The sequence below is a fragment of the Bradyrhizobium sp. WD16 genome, from assembly GCF_024181725.1.
Classification (GTDB): domain Bacteria; phylum Pseudomonadota; class Alphaproteobacteria; order Rhizobiales; family Xanthobacteraceae; genus Bradyrhizobium_A.
The window spans coordinates 308,159-328,453 of the sequence record NZ_CP028908.1; the positions used below are offsets into that span (position 1 = coordinate 308,159).

The 20,295-nt window shown below is 64.9% G+C and carries 16 protein-coding genes and 1 tRNA gene; 3 read left to right on the forward strand and 14 right to left on the reverse strand.

From position 1 onward, the window contains the following. Window positions 1-5: 5 nt before the first annotated feature. From DB459_RS01500 to DB459_RS01535, 8 genes are read right to left on the reverse strand one after another with little or no spacing between them, the layout of a single operon-like run. On the reverse strand, window positions 6-1,127 hold the full coding sequence (locus DB459_RS01500) for an FAD-binding oxidoreductase (RefSeq protein WP_253711135.1): 1,122 nt from the start codon (window positions 1,125-1,127) through the stop codon (window positions 6-8). Next, complete coding sequence (locus DB459_RS01505; RefSeq protein ID WP_253711136.1) at window positions 1,124-2,539, reverse strand: NAD(P)/FAD-dependent oxidoreductase; 1,416 nt, start codon at window positions 2,537-2,539, stop codon at window positions 1,124-1,126. Before DB459_RS01505 ends, DB459_RS01500 begins: the two co-directional genes overlap by 4 nt. Continuing rightward, on the reverse strand, window positions 2,536-2,832 hold the full coding sequence (locus tag DB459_RS01510) for a (2Fe-2S)-binding protein (protein WP_253711137.1): 297 nt from the start codon (window positions 2,830-2,832) through the stop codon (window positions 2,536-2,538). The genes DB459_RS01505 and DB459_RS01510 overlap by 4 nt, the downstream gene beginning before the upstream one ends. 29 nt (window positions 2,833-2,861) lie before the next feature. Next, a complete protein-coding gene (locus DB459_RS01515; RefSeq protein WP_253711139.1) occupies window positions 2,862-4,001 on the reverse strand; it encodes an FAD-binding oxidoreductase in 1,140 nt (379 codons plus the stop codon). Between the two features lie 8 nt (window positions 4,002-4,009). After that, window positions 4,010-4,816 (reverse strand): ABC transporter permease, encoded by an 807-nt coding sequence (locus DB459_RS01520; RefSeq protein ID WP_253711141.1) that lies wholly within the window; start codon window positions 4,814-4,816, stop codon window positions 4,010-4,012. Then, window positions 4,813-5,721 (reverse strand): ABC transporter permease, encoded by a 909-nt coding sequence (locus DB459_RS01525; protein WP_253711143.1) that lies wholly within the window; start codon window positions 5,719-5,721, stop codon window positions 4,813-4,815. The genes DB459_RS01520 and DB459_RS01525 overlap by 4 nt, the downstream gene beginning before the upstream one ends. Then, on the reverse strand, window positions 5,718-6,758 hold the full coding sequence (locus tag DB459_RS01530; RefSeq protein WP_253711146.1) for an ABC transporter ATP-binding protein: 1,041 nt from the start codon (window positions 6,756-6,758) through the stop codon (window positions 5,718-5,720). Before DB459_RS01530 ends, DB459_RS01525 begins: the two co-directional genes overlap by 4 nt. A gap of 28 nt (window positions 6,759-6,786) precedes the next feature. Continuing rightward, complete coding sequence (locus tag DB459_RS01535; RefSeq protein ID WP_253711148.1) at window positions 6,787-7,821, reverse strand: ABC transporter substrate-binding protein; 1,035 nt, start codon at window positions 7,819-7,821, stop codon at window positions 6,787-6,789. A 218-nt stretch (window positions 7,822-8,039) separates the two neighbouring features. Here DB459_RS01535 and DB459_RS01540 point away from each other — a divergent pair, with 218 nt between their 5' ends. After that, entirely contained in the window at window positions 8,040-8,963 is a 924-nt protein-coding gene (locus tag DB459_RS01540; protein WP_253711150.1) for a LysR substrate-binding domain-containing protein, read from the forward strand. A 232-nt stretch (window positions 8,964-9,195) separates the two neighbouring features. Here DB459_RS01540 and DB459_RS01545 read toward each other — a convergent pair whose 3' ends face one another. The 5 genes from DB459_RS01545 to DB459_RS01565 all read right to left on the reverse strand — a co-directional run bounded on the left by DB459_RS01545 (window position 9,196) and on the right by DB459_RS01565 (window position 17,574). Next, window positions 9,196-11,094: a thiamine pyrophosphate-requiring protein gene (locus tag DB459_RS01545; protein WP_253711152.1), complete on the reverse strand. Its 1,899-nt coding sequence runs from the start codon at window positions 11,092-11,094 to the stop codon at window positions 9,196-9,198. Window positions 11,095-11,112: 18 nt separating this feature from the next. Next, window positions 11,113-12,263 (reverse strand): IS630 family transposase gene (locus DB459_RS01550; RefSeq protein WP_253706060.1). Its coding sequence is split into 2 segments (ribosomal slippage): window positions 11,113-11,813 and window positions 11,813-12,263, totalling 1,152 coding nucleotides; the frame shifts between segments, so codons are not numbered across the junction. 430 nt (window positions 12,264-12,693) lie between these two features. Then, window positions 12,694-14,418: a S9 family peptidase gene (locus tag DB459_RS01555; RefSeq protein WP_253711154.1), complete on the reverse strand. Its 1,725-nt coding sequence runs from the start codon at window positions 14,416-14,418 to the stop codon at window positions 12,694-12,696. 59 nt (window positions 14,419-14,477) lie between these two features. Beyond that, window positions 14,478-16,181 (reverse strand): FAD-dependent oxidoreductase, encoded by a 1,704-nt coding sequence (locus tag DB459_RS01560; protein WP_253711155.1) that lies wholly within the window; start codon window positions 16,179-16,181, stop codon window positions 14,478-14,480. Window positions 16,182-16,209: 28 nt separating this feature from the next. Beyond that, window positions 16,210-17,574: an MFS transporter gene (locus tag DB459_RS01565; RefSeq protein ID WP_253713726.1), complete on the reverse strand. Its 1,365-nt coding sequence runs from the start codon at window positions 17,572-17,574 to the stop codon at window positions 16,210-16,212. A 153-nt stretch (window positions 17,575-17,727) separates the two neighbouring features. On the opposite strand from DB459_RS01565, the gene DB459_RS01570 reads away from it, so the two are divergent. Further along, window positions 17,728-18,621 (forward strand): LysR family transcriptional regulator, encoded by an 894-nt coding sequence (locus DB459_RS01570; protein WP_253711157.1) that lies wholly within the window; start codon window positions 17,728-17,730, stop codon window positions 18,619-18,621. Window positions 18,622-18,952: 331 nt separating this feature from the next. Here the strand turns inward: DB459_RS01570 and DB459_RS01575 are convergent. Then, window positions 18,953-19,029, reverse strand: a tRNA-Pro gene (locus tag DB459_RS01575). A gap of 51 nt (window positions 19,030-19,080) precedes the next feature. Here DB459_RS01575 and DB459_RS01580 point away from each other — a divergent pair. Continuing rightward, window positions 19,081-20,124, forward strand: a complete 1,044-nt coding sequence (locus tag DB459_RS01580) for an L-threonylcarbamoyladenylate synthase (protein WP_253711160.1) — start codon at window positions 19,081-19,083, stop codon at window positions 20,122-20,124. Window positions 20,125-20,295: the final 171 nt, after the last annotated feature.

Here is a 20,295-nt window from a genome sequence, read left to right on the forward strand (position 1 = left end):
TCTTGTTAGAGCGTGGAAGGATGAAAACGGCCGATGCTGAGATCGCCGATCCGTGTTGGGGTGCCGCCATTGACGATCAGCTCCGCCATCACGGCACCGGCGCCGGGACCGAGCTGGAAGCCGTGCAGCGAAAACCCGAACTGGTGATAAACGCCGTTGTGGCGGACGCTCGGCCCGAACACCGGCAGATTGTCCTGCATCCGGGCCTCGATGCCGGCCCAGGCGCGGACGATCGTGGCCCCCCGCATCACCGGAAACAGCTCCAGCACCGTGCGCGCACTCACCGCCAGGCTGCGGAAATCCAGCACGGTCTCGTTGCGGTCCTGGTCCGGCGTGGCCAGATGACCGCCGCCGATCAGCACGGTGCCGTTGGCGAATTGCTTGAACGACAGCTTGCGGCCGCCCAGGATCACGACGGGATCGATGAAACGCGGCACGGGCGACGTAATCATCAGCATCGGCGCCACGGTCTCGACCGGGACCGGCTCGCCAAGCGCGGTCGCGAACCGGCCCGCCCAGGCGCCGGCGGCGTTGACGAGCACCGGCGCGGCATAGCTGTCCGCGCCGACGTCGACCTGCCAAAGCCGGTCGCGCTGCCGGATATTGCTTGCGGCCACGCCCTCACGAACCGTCGCGCCGAGCGAGGCCGCCCTACGCCGGAATGCCGTCGTCGTCCGGGCGGGATCGGCCGCGCCATCGCGCCGCGACACCACGCCCCCGGGACAGGTGTCCGCCACGGCGGGCACCAGCCGCCGCAGCTCGGCTCCGTCAATCAACTCCTCATGGCTGAAGCCGAGCGTGTTCAGCTCCGCGACGCGGGCGCGACATTGCTCGAGCTCGGCGTCGGTCTCGGCGACCAGAACCTGGCCGTGGCTTTCGAAACTGCAGTCGTCGTCGACGAGGTCTTCGATCCGCTCCCAGATTTCCATGGAGCGGACCGAGAGCGGAATCTCGGCGACGTGCCTTGCGAGCTGGCGGACGCCGCCGGCGTTGACGCCCGAGGCGTGCCGGCCGGCATAGTCCTTCTCGATCAGCACCGGCTTCATGCCGGCGAGCGCCAGGTGAAGCGCCGTCGAGCATCCATGGATGCCGCCGCCGATGACGATCGCATCTGCGCGTTGCGTCATCCGCGCGCCACCGCCTTGACGTCGGCCTCGGTCTTCGGAAGGGCGGCGAGCTCAGCCAGCGTGATCGGCTTGACCGGCGCCCGCAGCCGGTAATAGCCGATCTCCTGCGGGCTCTTGCCGCGCGCTTGCGCCATCAGTTCGGTGACGGTCAGACCGCACAGTCGCCCCTGACATGGACCCATGCCGGTGCGGCGATAGGCCTTGAGCTGATTGGGCCCGGTTGCGCCGATGGCGACGGCATCGAGGACATCCTTCGCGGTCACCTCCTCACAGCGGCAGACGATGGTATCGCCCGAGGGAATGCGAAACTGCGGCGCCGGACGGAATAGCGTATCGAGAAAGGCGCGCCCGCGCTCGGCCTGAACCAGGCTTGTGCGCAACGTCGCCATGGCCGTGAGCTTCACGGCCGCCGCGGGCGCCAGCGCTTCCACCGCCGCGCGCGCGGCGATACGTCCACGAAACTCGGCGGCTCCAGCGCCTCCGATCCCGGCGCCGTCGCCGGCGATTGCGATGCCGTCGATGGATGAATTGCCGTTCTGATCGAGCTCCGGCGACCAGCACAATTGCCGCTCGTCCCAGCGATGGGTGATGCCGGCCGCCATCGCCAGATTGACGTTGGGCACCACGCCCTGATGCAGCAGCAGCAGATCGGCAGAAACCGTCTCGCGCCGGCCTCCGGCCACATAGCTCACGGTTGCGAGCTGGCCGTCGCCGGCGGCCGCGAGCTCCGTGACGGCGGACACGACCGGCACCTTCGCCCGCACTTCCCGCATCATGGCAAGCCCCTTGGCGAAATAGGGCGAGGTCAGGAAGGCGAAGGCGTGCGGCAGCGCGGCGAGGTAGTTGCGACGCCCGGTCGTGTCGAGGATCCGGTCGATGCGGCCGCCGAGGCGCAGAATCTGCGCCGCGAGCAACCAGAGCAACGGCCCCTGCCCCGCGATCACCGTGCGCCCGTCCGGCACCAGCGCCGAGGACTTCAGCATCGTCTGCGCCGCCCCCGCGGTCATCACGCCGGGCAGCGTCCAGCCGGGAATCGGAAACGGCCGCTCCAGCGCGCCGGTCGCCAGGATGACGCGCCGCGCCTTGACGAAGGTCGAGGCGCCACCGACCGAGACGCCGATCTCAAGATTGCGATCGAGACTCCAGACCGTCGCGCGCTGGATGATCTCGGCGCCGCTTCCGCGCACCGCTCGAACGAGCTCGGCGCCCGCCCAGTATTCGGCGCCGAGGCGATCGCGTTCGGTCACCGGCGTCGACGCAATCGCGCGCCAGACCTGGCCGCCGGGACCCATATTCTCGTCGAGCAGCAGGACCGACAAGCCGGCCTCGGCCGCTGTCGCCGCGGCGGCGAGCCCCGCGGGCCCGGCGCCGATCACCACGACGTCGTAGCTGTCGCGCTTGGGGGTGGTCATCGTCCGATCTCCCGCTTGCCCTTCTGGATCTCGACCTGCATCCCCTCCGCTACAGGCACCAGACAGCCCTGGCGGTTGCCGACGCCATCGATGGTGACGAGACAATCGAAGCACACCCCCATCATGCAGTAGGGCAGACGCGGCGCGCCGCTCACCGCGGTTGCCCGGCGCACGTCGCGGCGCGACGCCAGCAGCGCGGCAGAGACGGTGTCGCCCTGACGCGCCGTGACGGCTTCGCCATCCACGAAGATCTGCACCGACGGCCTGTTGTCCTGATCCGATCGTTTGAACATTGGCATGCCTCCTGGCTTCTTCCCTGATGTCAGTAGTAGCCGCTGCCGGTCGCTGCGCCGCCGCCCTCGAAACGGCGGGCCGAGAAGGCGCCGACCAGTTCAGGCTCGAGCGCGCCCGCGGCGACCATGCGCGCAACCTCGAAGGCGTGGTTGGAGGCAAGCGTCACGCCGGAATGGCAGCAGGCCACGAATGCCCCGGGATGACTTTCCGACTGGTCATAGATCGGGAAGCCGTCCCGCGGCATGACGCGGATGCCGGCCCAGCTCCTGACGACATTCAGCCGCGCCAGATGCGGAAACACCCGTTGCGCGCGATCCGCCATCACCGCGCTGACCGCATGTTTCAACGCCCGATCGTCGATCTCGTCTTCCTTACTGTCGCCGATCATCACCGTGCCCTCGTCGGTCTGGCGGATCGTGGTCAGGGGGTGCGGCAGGAACGGCATCGTGCGCTCGGTCACCACGATCTGACCGCGGGTCGGGCCCATCGGCGCCGACAGACCAACCATCGGCGCAAGCGTCGGATTGGCGTTCCCGGCGGCGAGCACGACCTTGCCAGCGCGGATCTCGCCGTTCGGCGTCGTCAAACGGAATTCGCCGCCGTCCCGGCTGATCGCCGACACCGGGCATTCCGGGAAATAGTCGATGCCGAACGTCGTGAAGCCGGTATGGAAGGCACGGAAGGTCCGCAGCGAATTGACGTGGCCGTCGAGCGGACAGAAGCTGCCGCCGGAAACCTCCGGGCCGATCAGCGGCAGCATCTTCTTCACCCTGGATGCCGGCAACATCTCCATCTTGTAGTCAGCGGTGCCGACCTGGTCGTGCATCCGCGCGACCAGTCGGGCGCGCTGCTCGAACTCGTCATCGCCGAGAGTCAGATGGAAGCCGCCATTCTGCTGGAGGCAGACGTCGAGACCGGTCTGCTCCTTCAATTCGGCGGCGAGCCGGCCCCACGTCGCCGACGCCCGCATGGTCCAGTGCGAATAGGCCGGCATGCCCAACCCCTTGCTCTGCACCCAGACCAGCGCGAAGTTGGCGCGCGAGGCGCGCTTGGCGATGTCGCCCTCGTCGAGCACGACGGTCTTTTTGCCGAGCCGGCCGAGCCCCCAGGCGATGGCGGAGCCGAGCAGCCCGCCGCCGACGACGGCGACGTCATAATCCCTGCGCATGAGTTCTCCTATCGCCCCGTATCACTCTTGCCGGCGAGCACGCGGTCGAGCCCGTAGAAGCGGTCGAGCAGAACGAGGGCGGTCATGGTGATCGCGATCACACAGGCCGAGACCGACGTCACCAGCGGATCGATGTTGTTCTGGATGTAGAGGAACATGCGGACCGGCAGCGTCTCGGTGCCCGGCGCCGCCAGGAAGACGGTCATGGTCAGATCGTCGAAGGACTGGATGAAGGCGAGCGCCCAGCCGCTGATGACGCCCGGCAGGATCAGCGGCAGCGTCACCCGGCGGAACAGGGTCCAGCCGCCGGCGCCGAGCGAGACCGCGGCCATTTCGACCGAACGGTCGATGCCGGTGGCCGCCGCCAACGTCAGCCGCAGCGCGAACGGAAACACGACGATCACATGGGCGATCAGCAGCGCCGGAAAGCTGCCGCTCATTCCGATCGACGTGAAGAAGCGGAGGAAGGCGATGCCGAGCACGACATGCGGAATCATCAGGGGCGACAGGAACAGCGCCGCGAGCGCGTCGCGGCCGCGAAACGCGCAGCGGGCGATCGCCAGCGCCGCCGGCACCGCGAAGAGCAGCGCCACGAAAGAGGACAGCGCGCCGAGGCCGAGACTGACCCAGAACGCGTGGATGAATTCGGGATAGTTCGCGATCGCCCTGAACCAGCGCAGCGAGAAGCCGTTGGTCGGCAGCGACAGGTAGCCCTCGGGCGTGAAGGCGACGAGGCAGACCACCACGATCGGCGCCAGCATGACGACGACGAAGATTGCATGGAAGATCAGCGCGAGCGGGCCGTTCCGCCTCATCGGAACACCTCGGCATAGCGCCGCTCGATCAGCGCGTTGCTGCCGACCACGATCAGCACCAGCGCCACCAGCAGCAGTATGGCAACGGCCGCGCCCAACGGCCAGTTCAGCGTGTTGAGAAACTCGTCGTAGGCGAGCGTCGCCGCGACCTTGAGCCGGCGGCCGCCGATGATCGCAGGGGTCGCGAACGCGGTGGCCGAAAGCGAGAACACGATGATCGCGCCCGACAGCACGCCCGGCATGATCTGCGGCAAGATGATGCGGCGGACGATGGTGAGAGAGCCGGCGCCGAGCGAGAGCGCGGCGTTCTCGATCTGCGGATCGAGGCGCTGGAGCGCGGCCCACACCGACAACACCATGAACGGCATCATCACATGCGCGAGCGCGACCACCATGCCGGTCTCGGTGAACATGAAGCGCAACGGCGTTCCGATCAGCCCGAGCGAGATCAGGAGCTTGTTGACGAGCCCGTTACTGCCGCCGAACAGGAGCGCCCAACCGAGCGTGCGAGCCACCACGGAGATCAGGAGAGGGCCGAGGATCACGAGCAGGAAGAAGCTCTTCCAGCGCCCGCTCATGCGGTTGAGGATGTAGGCTTCCGGCGCGCCGAGCACGGCGGTGATCAGGGTGGCCAGAGCCGCGACGCGGAACGTCCGCCAGAACATTTCGGCGTAATAGGGATCGGTAACGATCTCGCGCCAGTTCTTCAGGATGAAGACCGGCTCGATGCCCTTATACTGGCCCCAGTCGTGAAACGACAGCATCACCGTCATCGCGAGCGGGATCACCAGCACGCCGACGAACAGCATCAGCGCGGGAGCGGCGAGCGCCCAGGGCGCGTTCGCCGTCTGCGCCTGCCCGGCCGCGACGGCTGTCGCGGGAGCGGTGTCGACGACCGCGCTCATGCGGCGCCTCCGGCGCGCAGGCTCATGTCATCGGGACGCCAGGCAAGGCGAACGGCGTCGCCTTCGGCCGGCTGCGCCTGGCCGTCGTTCTGGCGGATCACGATCGCCGGGCCGCATTCGCTGTCGCACTGGAACAGCCAGTGATTGCCCTGGAAGATCCGGGTGACGATCTTCGCGGCCAGCCCAGCATCGCCAAAACCGATCCGCTCGGGACGGATGCTGACCGTCACCGAACCGCTCAGCCCCGCCGGCGCCGCGGCGCTCCAGGAGCCGGCAACCAGCCGCGCGGGAGCGGTCGTCCGATCGACCGTCGCGGCAAAATCATTTGTCTTGCCGAGAAATCGCGACACGAACGCCGAAGCCGGCCGCTCGTAGGTCTCCTGCGGTGTGCCGATCTGCTCGATGCGTCCCTGACTCATGACCACGATCCGGTCTGACAGCGACATCGCCTCGCTCTGGTCATGGGTGACGAGGATCGTGGTGGTGCCGAGCGTGCGCTGGATCTGGCGCAGCTCGATCTGCATGTCCTCGCGCAGCTTGGCGTCGAGGTTCGACAGCGGCTCGTCGAGCAGGAGCACGCTCGGCCGGATCACCAGCGCGCGGGCGAGCGCCACACGCTGCTGCTGGCCACCGGACATGCGGCGCGGATGGCGGTCCTCGTAGCCGGCAAGGCCGACCATTGCGAGTGCGGCGCGGGCGCGCTCGGCCCGCTCGGTCCGCGGCACCCGCCGCATCTCGAGACCGAAGGCGACGTTCTCCGCCGCGGTCATGTGCGGAAACAGCGCATAGCTCTGGAACACGATGCCGAGCGCGCGTCTGGCCGGGGGCACCGCCGTCAGGTCCCTGCCCTCCAACCGGATCGCCCCGTGTGAGGGATCGAGAAAGCCCGCGATCATCTGCAAGGTTGTGGTCTTGCCGCAGCCGGACGGCCCGAGAAAGGAGATGAACTCCCCCTTGCCGACCGCGAGGCTGAAGTCCTCGACCACAGTCTGCGCCCCGAACTGCTTCCCGACCCGATCGAGCTCGAGATAGGCCATCGTAATGTCTCCGCTGCTGCCGATCCGCTCAGCGCTCGACTTCGCGGTTCCAGCGCCTGGTCCACTCCTCGCGCTTGTCGTTGATGACTGTCCAGTCGGGCGCATAGAGCTTCGCCGCGCGCTCGCCGATCGGCGCCATCCTGCCGAGCTCCGGCGGCACCACGACCGATTTCAGCACCGGGCTGTCGCCATAATCCTTCAGCATCAGGAGCTGGATCTTCGGATCGAGCAGCAGCTTGATGAAGCTGGAGGCGAGCGGAGAGGCGTTGGGCTTGGCGACCGGACAGGCGGTCGTCAGCAGCGTTGCCGCGCCTTCCTTGGGGTAGACGAAGTCGACGGGGAAGCCGGTATTGGCGAAACTCTGCACGCGCCCCGTCCCCCACACCGCGATCACGGCCTGGCCGGACTGGAACAGCTCGGTCATCTTGCCCGGCGAGGGCTCGTAGGCGAGCACGTTCGGATTGATGTCGTTCCTGAAGATCCTGAAGCCGGCGTCGACGTTGGCTTCGCTGCCGCCGTTCATCTTCGCGAGCATGATCAGCGCTTCGAGGCCGTAGGTGTTGTTGATCGGCGGAATGACGACCTGCTTCTGGTACTTCGGATCCTTCAGATCGTTCCAGGAGGTCGGCGGGGCCCAGCCCTTCTCCGCAAATACCTTGGTGTTGTACATGAGGCCGGTCGCGACGATACCGATCGCCACGGCGCGATCGTCCTTGATGCGGGCCACGTCGTAGAGATCGGCTTGCAAGCCATCGAGCTTGCCGCAGAAGCCGAGCTGGAGCGCCTGGTACATCGGACCGTCATCGACGATGGCGACGTCGATCTGCTGGTTGCCCTTCTGGGCCTGGAGCCTGGCCAGCGTATCCGTCGAGTTGCCGGCGACGTATTGGACCTTGACGCCATTCTCCTTCTCGAAGGCCGGGATCACCTCGTCGCGGATGGTCTTCTCGAACAAGCCGCCATAACCGGCGACGTAGAGCGTCTGTTGCTCGGCCGAGGCGACCGACGGAACCGCCGCGAGCGCCGAGATGCCGACCGCAGTCAGAAGGCTGAGAGGCTTCATGTGAACCGATCTCCAATGGCGAGGGGACGAGGCGAGGGGCTGAGGATCCGGGCGCCGAAGCTCATCCGCGTTTCATTGGCTGTGAGAGGGCTTTTGGCCCAACTGCCGAAAAAACGAGCCGTCCGCAGCGTTGATGAAAAATATTGCAATGCACGCTTTCGTCGTCCAATGAATAATGATAGGCACTTCATACCAAAATGTTATGAATGGAACTCTGGATGGCGCGGATTAATTCACGGCAGGTGGAGGCCTTTCGCGCTATGATGCTGACGGGCAGCGTGACCGAGGCAGCGAAGCTGATCGCCGTCACGCAGCCGGCGGTCAGCCGATTGCTGCGCGACTTCCAGGCGCTCCTGAAGATGACGTTGTTCGAGCGGCGTGGCACGGGACTAGTGCCGACCGCCGCTGCCACGGCGCTCTACACCGAAGTGGAACGCTCCTTCGTCGGTCTCGAACGCATTAGCGCGGCGGCCGAAGAGATCCGCGGCCGTCGGACCGGCACGCTGCGGGTCGCCGCGCTGCCGGCACTCTCCAACGGTTACCTGCCGCGACTCGCGGGACGCTTCCTCAAGGAGAGGCCCAATCTCAACCTTGCCTTCTTCGGCGTGATTTCGCCGATTGTCGTCGACTGGGTGCTGAACAATCAGTGTGACATCGGCTTCGCCGAGGTGCCGATCGCCCATTCCGGTCTGCCGATGCGACGACTGCCTGCGCTTCCGCGGGTCGCGGTTCTACCCGTCGGACATCGCCTGGCAGCGAAGGAGGTTCTGGAGCCGCGCGATTTCGAGGGCGAAACGTTCGTGTCGCTGTCGGCCGGATCGACCAGCCGACACCTGATCGATCGGGCTTTCCACCGCGATGACGTCCGTCGCGTGCTGAGGGTCGAGACCGCGCTGTCGGAGATCATGTGCGGAATGGTGTCGTCCGGCCTCGGGGTCTCGATCTGCGATCCCTTCACGGCAGAGGAATTCTCGACGCGCGGCATCGTCGTTCGTCGCTTCGTGCCGCAAATCGATTTCGAATTCGCCGCCGTCTTTCCCGCGCAATGCAGCCCCTCGCCCGTGGCCTTGGACCTGGTGGAAACGGTGCAACAGGCGCTCAACGAACTGGATCGCACCCCTCCCGATCAGGCGCGTCGGTAAACGGCCGTTGGGCCTTCAGCGGCACGCCCCTTGCTGCTGCAAAGGAATACGAACGTTGGAAACGGCACAATAGTGTCCTGTCTCCGAATGACCGCTTCGTTTGCCTCACCCTCGCACGGTCATTCGGAGACATCGGGACACTAGCAAAATCAAAAAGCTAGTGTGGCTTATGTCTCGCAATTGCCTATGAGAGGCTTGCCGCAAAGGCGGTAGGCAATTGCGAGACGCCACACTAGAGCGGAGTGACATGCGCATGGAGAACCGCGGCGCGCCCGCGATCGACGGCGCCGAGGCAACGGCTTATCGCCTCGTCGAGTTCCGCCGCATCGGAAACCTGCTCGCCGTAGGCGCCGAATGCCGATGCGACGTCCGCGAAGCGGCGCTGCTCGCCCTGCCGGCCTGACGTCAGCCGCGAGAGAAACTGATTCGTCTGTTGCGCTGCCCCGTCCGGATAGACCCGCTGCACCGACGATTTCACCGCCTGCCAGCCGCCGTTATCGACGACAAGGGTAAAGATCGGCAGTTGATATTGCTGGGCCACCGCATAGACGGAATCCGGCGCGGAAAATTGGAAGGCGCCGTCTCCGACGACCTGCACCACGCGACGAGAAGGTTGGGCCAGCTTGAGCCCCAGCGCCATGCCGCCGCTGAATCCCAGCCCGCCGCCGGCCAGGCCGACATAGCTGCAGGGTTCTATCCGTCGGAGTTGCTGCTGCAGCAACGGTGCGTTCCGGATGGCCTCGTTGATCACGACGTCGCTCGGCGAAAGGCAAGCACCAAGGCGGGAAAACAGATAAGCCGGATTGATCGCACCGGGCACGCCCTTCTCGGCCGCCGCCGCTCTCCGCCGTGCCTCGGCGGCCGCGCGCGCCGGTGCCCAGCCCGCGATCCGCGCCTCGACCTGTCTTCGATAGGACGCGTCCGCCCGTGTCTCGACAATGTCGAGCACCTGTTGCAAGACGGTCGCGCAGTCGCCTTGAACACGCATATCGGTGGCAAACCCCCACATCGGAAAATCCGCCTTAAGCGGATCGACGTCGATCTGGATCCAGCGCTTGGTCGAGGCGGCCTGCAGCGTTTGCGGCACAAAGGGCACATCGACGTCGAGCAACAGGCCGAGATCCGCCTGCGCCACCAGCGCAGCGGGATCGAAGCCCGCAAAGCAGGGCGAATCCTGCGGAATGTTGAGATCGATCGCATTGAATTCGACGACGCGGATGCCGCAGACCCGCGCCAGGCGGTCGAGCACCGCGACCGCCTGCGGCTTGCGGCCCAGGTAGGCGGTCACTGCAATCGGATTTTCCGCTGCCATCACCGCTTGTGCGATCGCAGCAGCCCGCGCGGGCTCGATGCCGCCGGCCCGCACCCCGCCGTACCGCGCGGCCGGATAGGCCGGCATTACGGCATCATCCCAGGTCTCGGCGAGGGTCTCGCGCGGCAGCATCATATAGACCGGCCCCGGTGGATCGCTGTGCATGAATGCGGCCGCGCGCGACAGCGCCTCCTTCACCATGACGCCGGAGGGCAGCGTATATTCCCACTTTACGTAGGGCCGCACGATGCTCCCCGGATCGAAACTGTCCTGGACAAAGTGGACATAGGTGTCACGCGACCCCGGCAGTTCACCGTGAAGCGTAAACGGCGCCCGGCCGGCAAACAGCATGACCGGCAGGCGATAGCGGAAGACATTCTGAATCGCCATGCAGGCATTGGCGGTACCGGCATCGACATGAACAAAGACGGCCTGGCCGCGGCCGGTCGCGAGGGCGTAGCCCGCGGCCATGTGAACGGCGACGACTTCGTGAGGGCAGAGGATGACCTGCGGATGGCTGCGCCCTTCGCTGTCCCGGCGCGCGATCTCCTCGATCAGCGAAACGTGGTCGGTACCGAGATTGGCAAAGATGCAGTCGATGCCGATATCCGCGAGACCCTCGAGGAAATGGTGCGCCGTGCTGTGGATCGCCATGTCTAGTGTCCCGTTTCCAACGTTCGTATCCCTTTGCAGCAGGCGCTCATACGAACGTTGGAAACAAGGGGACACTAGCAAAATCAAAGTGCTGGTGTGGCTTATGTCTCGCAATTGCCTACGACAGACTTGCCGCAAAGGCGGTAGGCAATTGCGAGACGCCACACTAGTCGCCCGATTCATTCAGATTGAAGGGTAAAGGTGCTTGAGTTTGATGCGAGCATTGGGAGTTGTGAAGTGCCAGTTTGCCTTGGTGTGGTTGGCATTGCGGTCTTTCTCCCAGGCGGCGATTTCCTCGGCGAGGGTCTGTTTGTCGGGAATCCGTCGATCGAGGCATTGGGACGATAGGACGCCGAGTTCGGACTCGGCGAGATCAAGCCAACTGCCGTGCTTTGGTGTGTAATGCCATTCAAAGCGCTCGACCAGCCGCCTGGCCTCAGGGGCCGGAAAGGCTTCATAGAGTGACGCCTTGCTGTGGATGTTGAGATTGTCCTGGATCAGAACGATGGTCTTGGCGCCGGCGAAGTGGACATCGGCCAAGTCCTTCAGGACGTGAGCATAATCCACGGCGGTATGGCGATCGGTGACTTTGACATGGCGCCAGCCTTCGAGCGGAGCAAACATCATGAAGAGATTGGCGGTGCCGTTGCGTTTGTACTCGTAATCGCAACGAGCCGGGCGCCCACGCTTCATCGGAATCGGCATGCGCGTCTCGGCGAGGAGTTGCTTTGAGCTCTCGTCCAGGCAAACCAGCGGGTAGTCGGGATCGCGTGGCCGGGTGTAGACGGCCAGCACGTCCTCCATGGCGGCTACGAACGCACTATTGGCTTTCGGCGGGATGACCCAGCACTGTCGGCGATGGGGCTGGAGAGTGTTTTTTTTAGTGCCCGCCCGATCGTCGAGTCGCTGGCACGATCAACAATATGGAGTTCTACGACTTTTTGCTCCAGTAGCCGCAGGGTCCAGCGTGCGCGTCCCTTGGGAGGTTCGGAACAAGCCAGGGCAATCAGTTTGGCTTCCTTCTCACCGTCAAAAATCCGCGCAACCCCCGGTGTTGCGCGCTGCTTACGGCTCAATACCGCCTCGAAGCCTTCTTCCACCAGTTGCTTCCGCACTCGGTAAACCATGGAAACGCTGGTATCGAACGCCTTAATGATCCGGCTGTCACTCCAACCTTCGCCGGCTTCCGAGACATCGGCCTTCAACAATATTCGCGCCTTCAGCAGCTTTTGAGCTGCGCTCTTGCCCTTCCGTATCAGCGTTTCAAGCTGTTCGCGTTCCTCGCCGCTCAGCCGCACAACATACTTCTTTACCGAAATTTCCGTCGCAGCCATGATCCTCTCCGGCGCTCGCGTCGAGACGATCGAATCGAATCACAAATTCTCCATCCTTTCAAATTATTTGAAGCGAGCGACTAGTGTCCCGTTTCCAACGTTCGTATCCCTTTGCAGCAGGCGCTCATACGAACGTTGGAAACAAGGGGACACTAGCAAAATCAAAGTGCTGGTGTGGCTTATGTCTCGCAATTGCCTACGACAGACTTGCCGCAAAGGCGGTAGGCAATTGCGAGACGCCACACTAGTGTCCCGTTTCCAACGTTCGTATCCCTTTGCAGCAGGCGCTCATACGAACGTTGGAAACAAGGGGACACTAGCAAAATCAAAGTGCTGGTGTGGCTTATGTCTCGCAATTGCCTACGACAGACTTGCCGCAAAGGCGGTAGGCAATTGCGAGACGCCACACTAGCCCGCTTGTCCGAATGCGTCAGATTGAGGCTTGCGTCGCCGTTCCTGCGACGATGTAGCAGGTGACGAGCAGGCCGCAGATCAGCGCCCCCGGCAGAGCCGAGCCGGTACGACGCCAGGTGAAGGTCGAGATGACGGCGATGGCGACGAGCAGCGGCACGAACTGGATGGCGATGATCGTCGACAGCGGCACAACCGGCGAAGCGGGCACCGGATTGATCAGCCTGCCGCCGAGCCACAAGGCCAGGTATTGGCCGCCGACGAGGATGACGAAGCCCAGCGAAAGCGACAGGACGATCGTGGCGTAATGGCCGAACGCGGCGGCGCCGCGCCGGCTGAAGTTACGGTGCAGCGCGTGCAGGGCCACAATGAAGTACAGCGTGAACGGAACGAGGTAGATCAACACGATCAGCCATTGCTTGGCGCTCGGAAGCTTCAGCGCCACGACCCAGAAACGGAAGTCGATCTTGAACATCACATCGGCCAGCCAAAGCGCGACATAGCCCACGGCAACCGTCGCAACGGCGATCAGCAGCGACTGGCCTACGACGCTTTTGCGGATCGCGGCCTTCGGCACAAAGGGAAGCAACGCCAGCGTGATTGCCGTATTGATCAGAGCCCAGACCGCGATCTGGGTGGTGCAGGACTGCGGCAGGAAGCCGGATGCGGGCAGCCATGCGTCGCCGATGGCGAAGGCGGGATAATAGGTCACAGCAGGCAGCAACGCCGACACCCAGAACGCCATCCACCAGCGCCCGCTTCGCTGCGGCAACGCGGCCGCCGCCTCTTGGCCGGGCGGAAGCGTCCGGAGGTTTGAAAAGCTGGACCAGCCGAGCAGGAGATCGAACGTGCCGAGCAAGAGCACGACAAATCCGATCAGAGCGATCAACGTACCGAATTCCTTCCGCCGCCAGATCTGATCGGTCGCCGGCAGCGGCGTGCCGCCGGTCAGCGTCGCGGCGAACCAGTCGAGACTATAGCCAATGGCTTCCTGCGAGAAATGATCGGACGGATGTGTGATTGCCGGCGTGTAGAGAACCCGCGCCGTGCCGTGGGCGATGTCGCCGTACACCCTGCCCGGCGCGATCGGGCCCGCGACGCCGAATACCGCGGCAAGCTTTGCCGACTGAGGAACATTCCTTGCGTATTCGCTTCCCCACATGATCAGCGAAAACTCGTCGTACTGGGAGAACACGACCGCAAGGTTGCGCGGCCATGCCGGCGTCCCTTCGGCAGCGAACGGCTTGCCGGTCGAGGACCCCTCGAGCACCACCGATTTGTAGCCGTCCGGCATCGCCGCTGCCGCGGCAAGGACGGTCCAGCCGCCCATTGAATGCCCTTCCAGCCCGATGTTGTTCTTGTCGACGTAAGGGAGGCTGCGCAAATAGGAAAGGCCGTCGGGGCCGCCGAAGCCATTGGCGAATGCCGGCGGATCGCTGTAGCCGTGACCGGTCTGGTCAAGCGCAACGACGACGTAGCCGCGCCGTGCAAATTCGATCGCAAAGCCGTCTTGGGTCTCGCGCGAATTGATGTAGCCGTGCACGGCGAGGATTCCGGGCGCCGGCGTCTTCTCGGTTGCATTGGCCGGAATATAGACAAGGGCGCTCATCGTGCCGCCCTTGGCGCCCTTGAAGCGGACGTCTTCGATCCGAATTCCGTTCGACGTTTGGGTGAAGTGGGCGAGAAGCCCGCCGATCACAATGAGAATGACACCGAATGCGGCCAACGCCCCTCGATGATTCATGAAGTCCCCCTGATGCTGCTGGCAGAACGGCGCGTCGCCTCTGTCCGATTTCCTGGAGCTCAACCGACGTCGGAGGTGTCGGCCTCGCCGACCGGCGCATGGCGGCGCTCGCTCGCCTCGAAGGCGGCCCCCCGCAAGCGGTCAAGCAACCGCCGCGGGTCGCGCGGCAAGGCATCTCCGCGCCAGGCGATATGACAATCCGGCCGTACGATCAGCAGGTTTTCCGCAGAATGTGCCGTTGCCTTGTTTCGCTCGACATCGATGACCGCAAGCGGAACATGAGACAGCGCGGCGGCCTGCGTCAACGCCGCAACATCGATGGTCGGATCGAAGCGCAGCAAGGTATAACCCTCGCCAAGTGCATCCAGCAAGGAGCGGCCATCGGCCAGCCAGGCATGCGGCGCCCTTGCTCCCGGAACGGTCGAGGCGACGAAGCTGCCCATGCTGTAGGGCGGCGGGGTCTCGCCGTCATAGGCGATGATTGGCGATCCCTCATAGTAGTATCCGAAGTTCAGTCCCGCACAGCAATACTGCTGAACATTGAGGTCGTAGGCGGCGCGACCGACCCTGTCGCGCACCTCGTCGCCAGCTGGACCATCGGTCTCGACTTCGGCGGGAACGGAGCGCCGCTGACTCATGACGGCGAGAGCGTGGTTCATCGCGAAATGCGAAACCTGCTCGGTGATCGGCTGCCGCTCCGCCTCATAGGCGTCAAGCATCCGGGGGGGCGCCCAGCCCTGCAGCACCGACGCCAGGATCCAGCACAGATCGACGGCATCGGCGATCCCCGCGTTCATTCCGTATCCGGCGTAGGGGATCCACAGATGCGCGGCGTCGCCGCAAATGAAGGCGCGGCGGTCGCGGAAACGATCGGCGACCAGGCGTCGGCCGACCCAATCCTCCTTGCTCAGGATCTCGTAGCGGAATTGATCGTTGACGCCGAGGATCGTGCGAAGCGCCCAATCGCGATCGACGCTCTCGAACTCGGTCTCATCCGCGGCGAGATGGTTGTGGATCAGCCAGTTGTCCTTGCCGTCGATAGATACGGTCGTGCCGCAGCGGCGCGGATTGAGCGACATGGTCATCCAGGCCGGTTTTTGGACGATCAGGTCTTTCAGCTGGGGCGCATGAATATAGGTCGACTGCACCCGCTGGACGACGTCCGTGCCCGTCAACCGTGAGCCGATCGACTTGCGCACCGTGGACCGGCCCCCATCGCAACCGATCAGATATTCAGCGGCGATGGTGAAGGCTCCGCCGCCGTCGAGATCGCGCGCATAAGCCACCACGCCATCTGCACTTTGCTCGAAGCGGTCGACCTCGACACGGTTGAGAATCCTGATCCGCGGTCGTTCCTGCGCGCAGGCGAACAGGATGGGCTCGAGGTAGATCTGGTTGATGCGATGGGGCGGCTCGGGCGTTGGCCAGTCGGTGTCGGGGCCCTCCGTCGCAGTGTACCGGTCGGCCCGGCAGGGGATGGGAATCCGTGTCAATTCGCGACCGACGACGGCCGTACGATAGGCGCAGTCGTTGGGGAAATCGGCCGGCAGGCCGCCATCCCGCACCTGGCGGACAATGCCGAGGCGGCGGAAGACCTCCATCGACCGGGCGGAGACGTGATTACACTTGACGTTCGGCGGCTCTCCGGCGCGGCGAATCTCGGCCACCACCACATCGATGCCACGAGAGGCCAGATCCATGGCGGCCGTCAGTCCGACGGGACCTGCGCCCACCACGAGCACCTGAGTTTCGATTCCCTGCATTCCCATTTCTCGCCCGTTTTCTTGTTGATCAGGTTCGCTCGGTGACCGACAGCGCGTTCGCTCGGGCATCGCCGGACGCCGCAACGCCACGGCGCATGCTGAAAAGCGTCAATCCAAGGATCACCAGCGCCGAACAGAGCTGCGGCGCGGCGCTCGCCTGGAACAGCGAGGGGATCGTCCATTGTGCGGCGAGCATCCACCCGCCGAGCGTCACTCCGATGATCGACCCCAGCCGACCGATGCCCAGCGCCCAGCCGATGCCCGTTGCGCGGATATAGGTCGGATAGACGCGCGCCGCGTAGGCGTTGCAGCCGATCTGGCCGCCGATCACTGCGACGCCGGCGACGAAGACCGCCGGCACGAGGATCGGCAACGACGCCCCCGCCAGACCAATCGTGACGATCGAGGCAAAACCGGCGACATAGGTCATGAACAGGACCCGGTGAAAGCCCAGGCGCTCGATCAACAGGCCGAGCGCGACCGTTCCAAGCATGCCGCCGATCTGGAAGGCAACGCCGATCGCGATCGCTGCCTGGACATCAAGTCCGACGCCGTGCGTCAAAGTCGGCAGCCAGTTGTTGAGGAAATAGATGTCGAGCATGTTCATAAAGAACATGATCCAAAGCAGCACCGTCGGCACCAGCCGGTCGTTGGTGAAGAGCTGCGGCAGGAGAAAGCCCTTCCCGCTCTCTTCGACGATGGTGAAGCGGGTGTCGGCGGTCACCGTCGCCGAATGATCGATCCTCATGAGCAGGATCCCCACCTGGTCATTCTTTCGTGCGTCAAGCGCCAGCATCGAAAGCGACTCGGGGAGCCAGACGATCAGGATGGGGCAGACGACAAGCGGCAGGGCGCCACCGATAACGAAGACGACCTGCCAGCCATAGGCCGGGATCAGTTTTGCGGCGGCGAAACCGCCGATGGCTGACCCGAGCGAAACCGTCATGAACATCAGCATGATCAACAGCGTTCGGCGGCGCTGAGGCGCGTATTCACCGGTGAGCGCAATCGCGTTCGGCAGAACGCCGCCAAGACCGAGACCGGTGACGAACCGCAGGATCAGCAGGTCGGGGACGCCGGTGGCCCGGCACGTCGCCAATGTCCCCACGGCGAAAACCAGGACGCCGGCAATCACCAGCCATTTGCGGCCGAAATAGTCGGCCAGCGCGCCGAAGAGGAACGAGCCGATCATGACGCCGAACAACGACGCTCCAAAGACCGGCCCCAATGCGCCGCGCGCCAGGTGCCAGTCCTTGGCAAGCGCCGGCGCGACAAAGCCGAGCGCCTGCGCGTCGAACCCATCCAGCCCGATGACGAGTGCGCAGAGACAAATGGTCCTGATCTGAAATGCCGAAAGCGGTCGTTCGTCGATAAAGCGGCCGACGTTGATCATCTGCGACAAGCTTTCCTCCCTCCTCATCGGCTCGCGCCGTATTTTTTTGTCCGTCGTTCACGCACGGGGCGGCGACGACGGGATCGAAATATCTTGCAGGTTCTCATTCATCTGATTAGTCACAAAGTTCTCATAAATTCATAAGGCAACCTCATGACACCGACGATCCGGCAACTTGAGGCGCTGGTTCTGGTCCATCGCCTCGGCAGCGTGACCAAGGCCGCAGCCGAGCTGCGCGTCACCCAATCGGCCGTGAGCCTCCTGATCAGGCAGATCGAGGAGAACTTTCGGCTCAAATTGTTTGATCGCACCACCCGCGCGCTGCATCCGACACCGGCCTGCAACGACGCCATCCCGATTGCGGAGCGGATCCTCGCCGACGCCAACGGCCTCGCCCGGCACATGCGCGATCTGGTCGAGGTCAAAACAGGTCGAATTGCGGTTGCCGTATCGGCGGGAGTTGCATCGGCATTGCTGCCCCGCGTCCTGGCAAAATACCGGGTCGGCTACCCGGATGTCAGGGTCGAGCTGTTCGACGTTGCCGCGGACGAACTGCTTTCGTTCGTGATGGGGGGCAGTGCCGAACTGGGCATCGGCAGCGTCGAGAACGCCGATACGCCGGAGATGAAGATCGAAACCCTCATGCAAAGCTCGCTGTCGGCGATCGGCATCAGGGACGGCCGCTTCGAGAAGCGTTCCCGATTGACATGGGACGAGATCGGCGATGGCGAGCTGATCGCAATGCGCCGCGGGACACGTATCAGAAGCCAGATCGACGAGGCGTTGTCCCGAACAGGGCGTCAGCTCAAGCCGACTTTCGAGGTTTCATTGATCACAACGGCCCTGGCGTTGACGGCGGACGGCGTGGGAATAAGCATTTTGCCGGCGCATATGCTGCCGAAACGGCAGTTCCCGACGCTTGCCGCCGTTCCGTTGTCCCGCCCGACAATAGCGCGACACGTGTCGTTGGTCAGCCGCGCGGGATTTGTCCTTTCTCCGGCGGCACACCGGTTCGTGGAGGCGGCGAGGCTCGGTATGCAATTCTGATCGCCCATTCCGAGCGTGCCTAAGGGAATGAGATGGCGCCGAGGACCTGGCCTGCCGATGGCGCCGCTCACGATGATAAAGGCGGTCCACGCGTGCACCGAGAACGCCGCGTCTGGCGACCGGGCGCGGACCTGCGCGGCGCTCCGATCTGCGATACGGCTGGCGTCGCGATCGGGCGTCTCAGGCTTGAAAGGGATCGGGAAAGAGGTAAAACCCCGGCCGCTGCGGTGGCATGCTGCGGCAAGCCAATCGAGCTCGCGGCGCGGGCTTTCTCAGCCACGGCGTGCAAGCCGAGCCAAGGAATGAATCACAATCGGGATAATTGGAAAACTGGTCGGAGTGGTAGGATTTGAACCTACGACCCCTGCGTCCCGAACGCAGTGCTCTACCGGGCTGAGCCACACTCCGACTTGGTGGCGGCCTTATAACCAACGCATCCGCTCACCGCAAGAACCGGAATTGGGGAAAATTCTGAGCGACACCACACCTGTCCCGGCCGATCCGGCCACCGAAACCGTGCCCGCGGGCGAATCCGCAGCTATCCGGGCCGCGGCCGTGCTGGCGCGCGGCGGCCTTGTCGCCTTTCCCACCGAAACCGTCTACGGCCTCGGCGCCGACGCCACCTCGGCTGCGGCGGTGGCGCGGCTCTACGCCGCCAAGGGCCGGCCCTCCTTCAACCCGCTGATCGCCCATGTGGCGGATCTCGACGCCGTCCGCGCCCTCGCCCGGCTCGAGGGCGACGGCCTGCGCCTCGCGCAGGCCTTCTGGCCGGGGCCGCTGACCCTGGTGCTGCCCAAGGCGCCCGCCTGCCCGGTGTCCGACCTCGCCACCGCCGGTCTCGACACCGTGGCGGTGCGCATTCCCGCCCATCCGCTCGCCCATGCCATTCTCGCGGCCTTCGGCCGGCCGGTCGCGGCGCCCTCGGCCAATATCTCCGGCCATGTCTCGCCGACCACCGCGGCCCATGTCGCGGCGGATCTTGGCGGCCGGATCGACCTCATCGTCGACGGCGGGCCGGTCGCCGTCGGCGTCGAATCGACCATCATCGCCTGCCTTGGCGCGCCGGTGATGCTGCGGCCGGGCGGCCTTCCCCGTGCCGAGATCGAGCGCGTGCTGGGCCATCCGCTCGGCGACGGCGCTGCCGCCCGTGGACCGACGGAGCGGCCGGCCGCGCCCGGCCTTCTCGCCTCCCATTACGCGCCGCGCGCATCGGTGCGGCTCGAAGCGGCGAGCCTTGCGCCCGGCGAAGCCCTGCTCGCCTTCGGCCCGCAGCCCTTGCCGGGGGCCGAACAGGCCGCCAAGGTGCTCAACCTGTCGCCGCGCGGCGACCTCGTCGAGGCTGCGAGCAACCTGTTCGGCTACCTGCGCGCACTCGACGGCTGCGGCGCGGCGAGCATCGCGGTGATGGCCGTGCCGCGCCACGGCCTCGGCGAAGCCATCAACGACCGGCTGCGCCGCGCGGCGGCACCGCGCGACGCGGCCGATGAAGAGATTGAGGGATAGGAGCACGAATTTGCGATGAGCAGGCCGCGCCTGCCCCTTGCACGGTGTCATGCCCGCGCTCGCCGCGGGTATCCACGTCTTAGCTGAAGCTCTGCAAAAAAGACGTGGATGGCCGGGACAAGCCCGGCCATGACGAGGAGAGAAACGAGAGCAGAACGAGGAATTGAGACC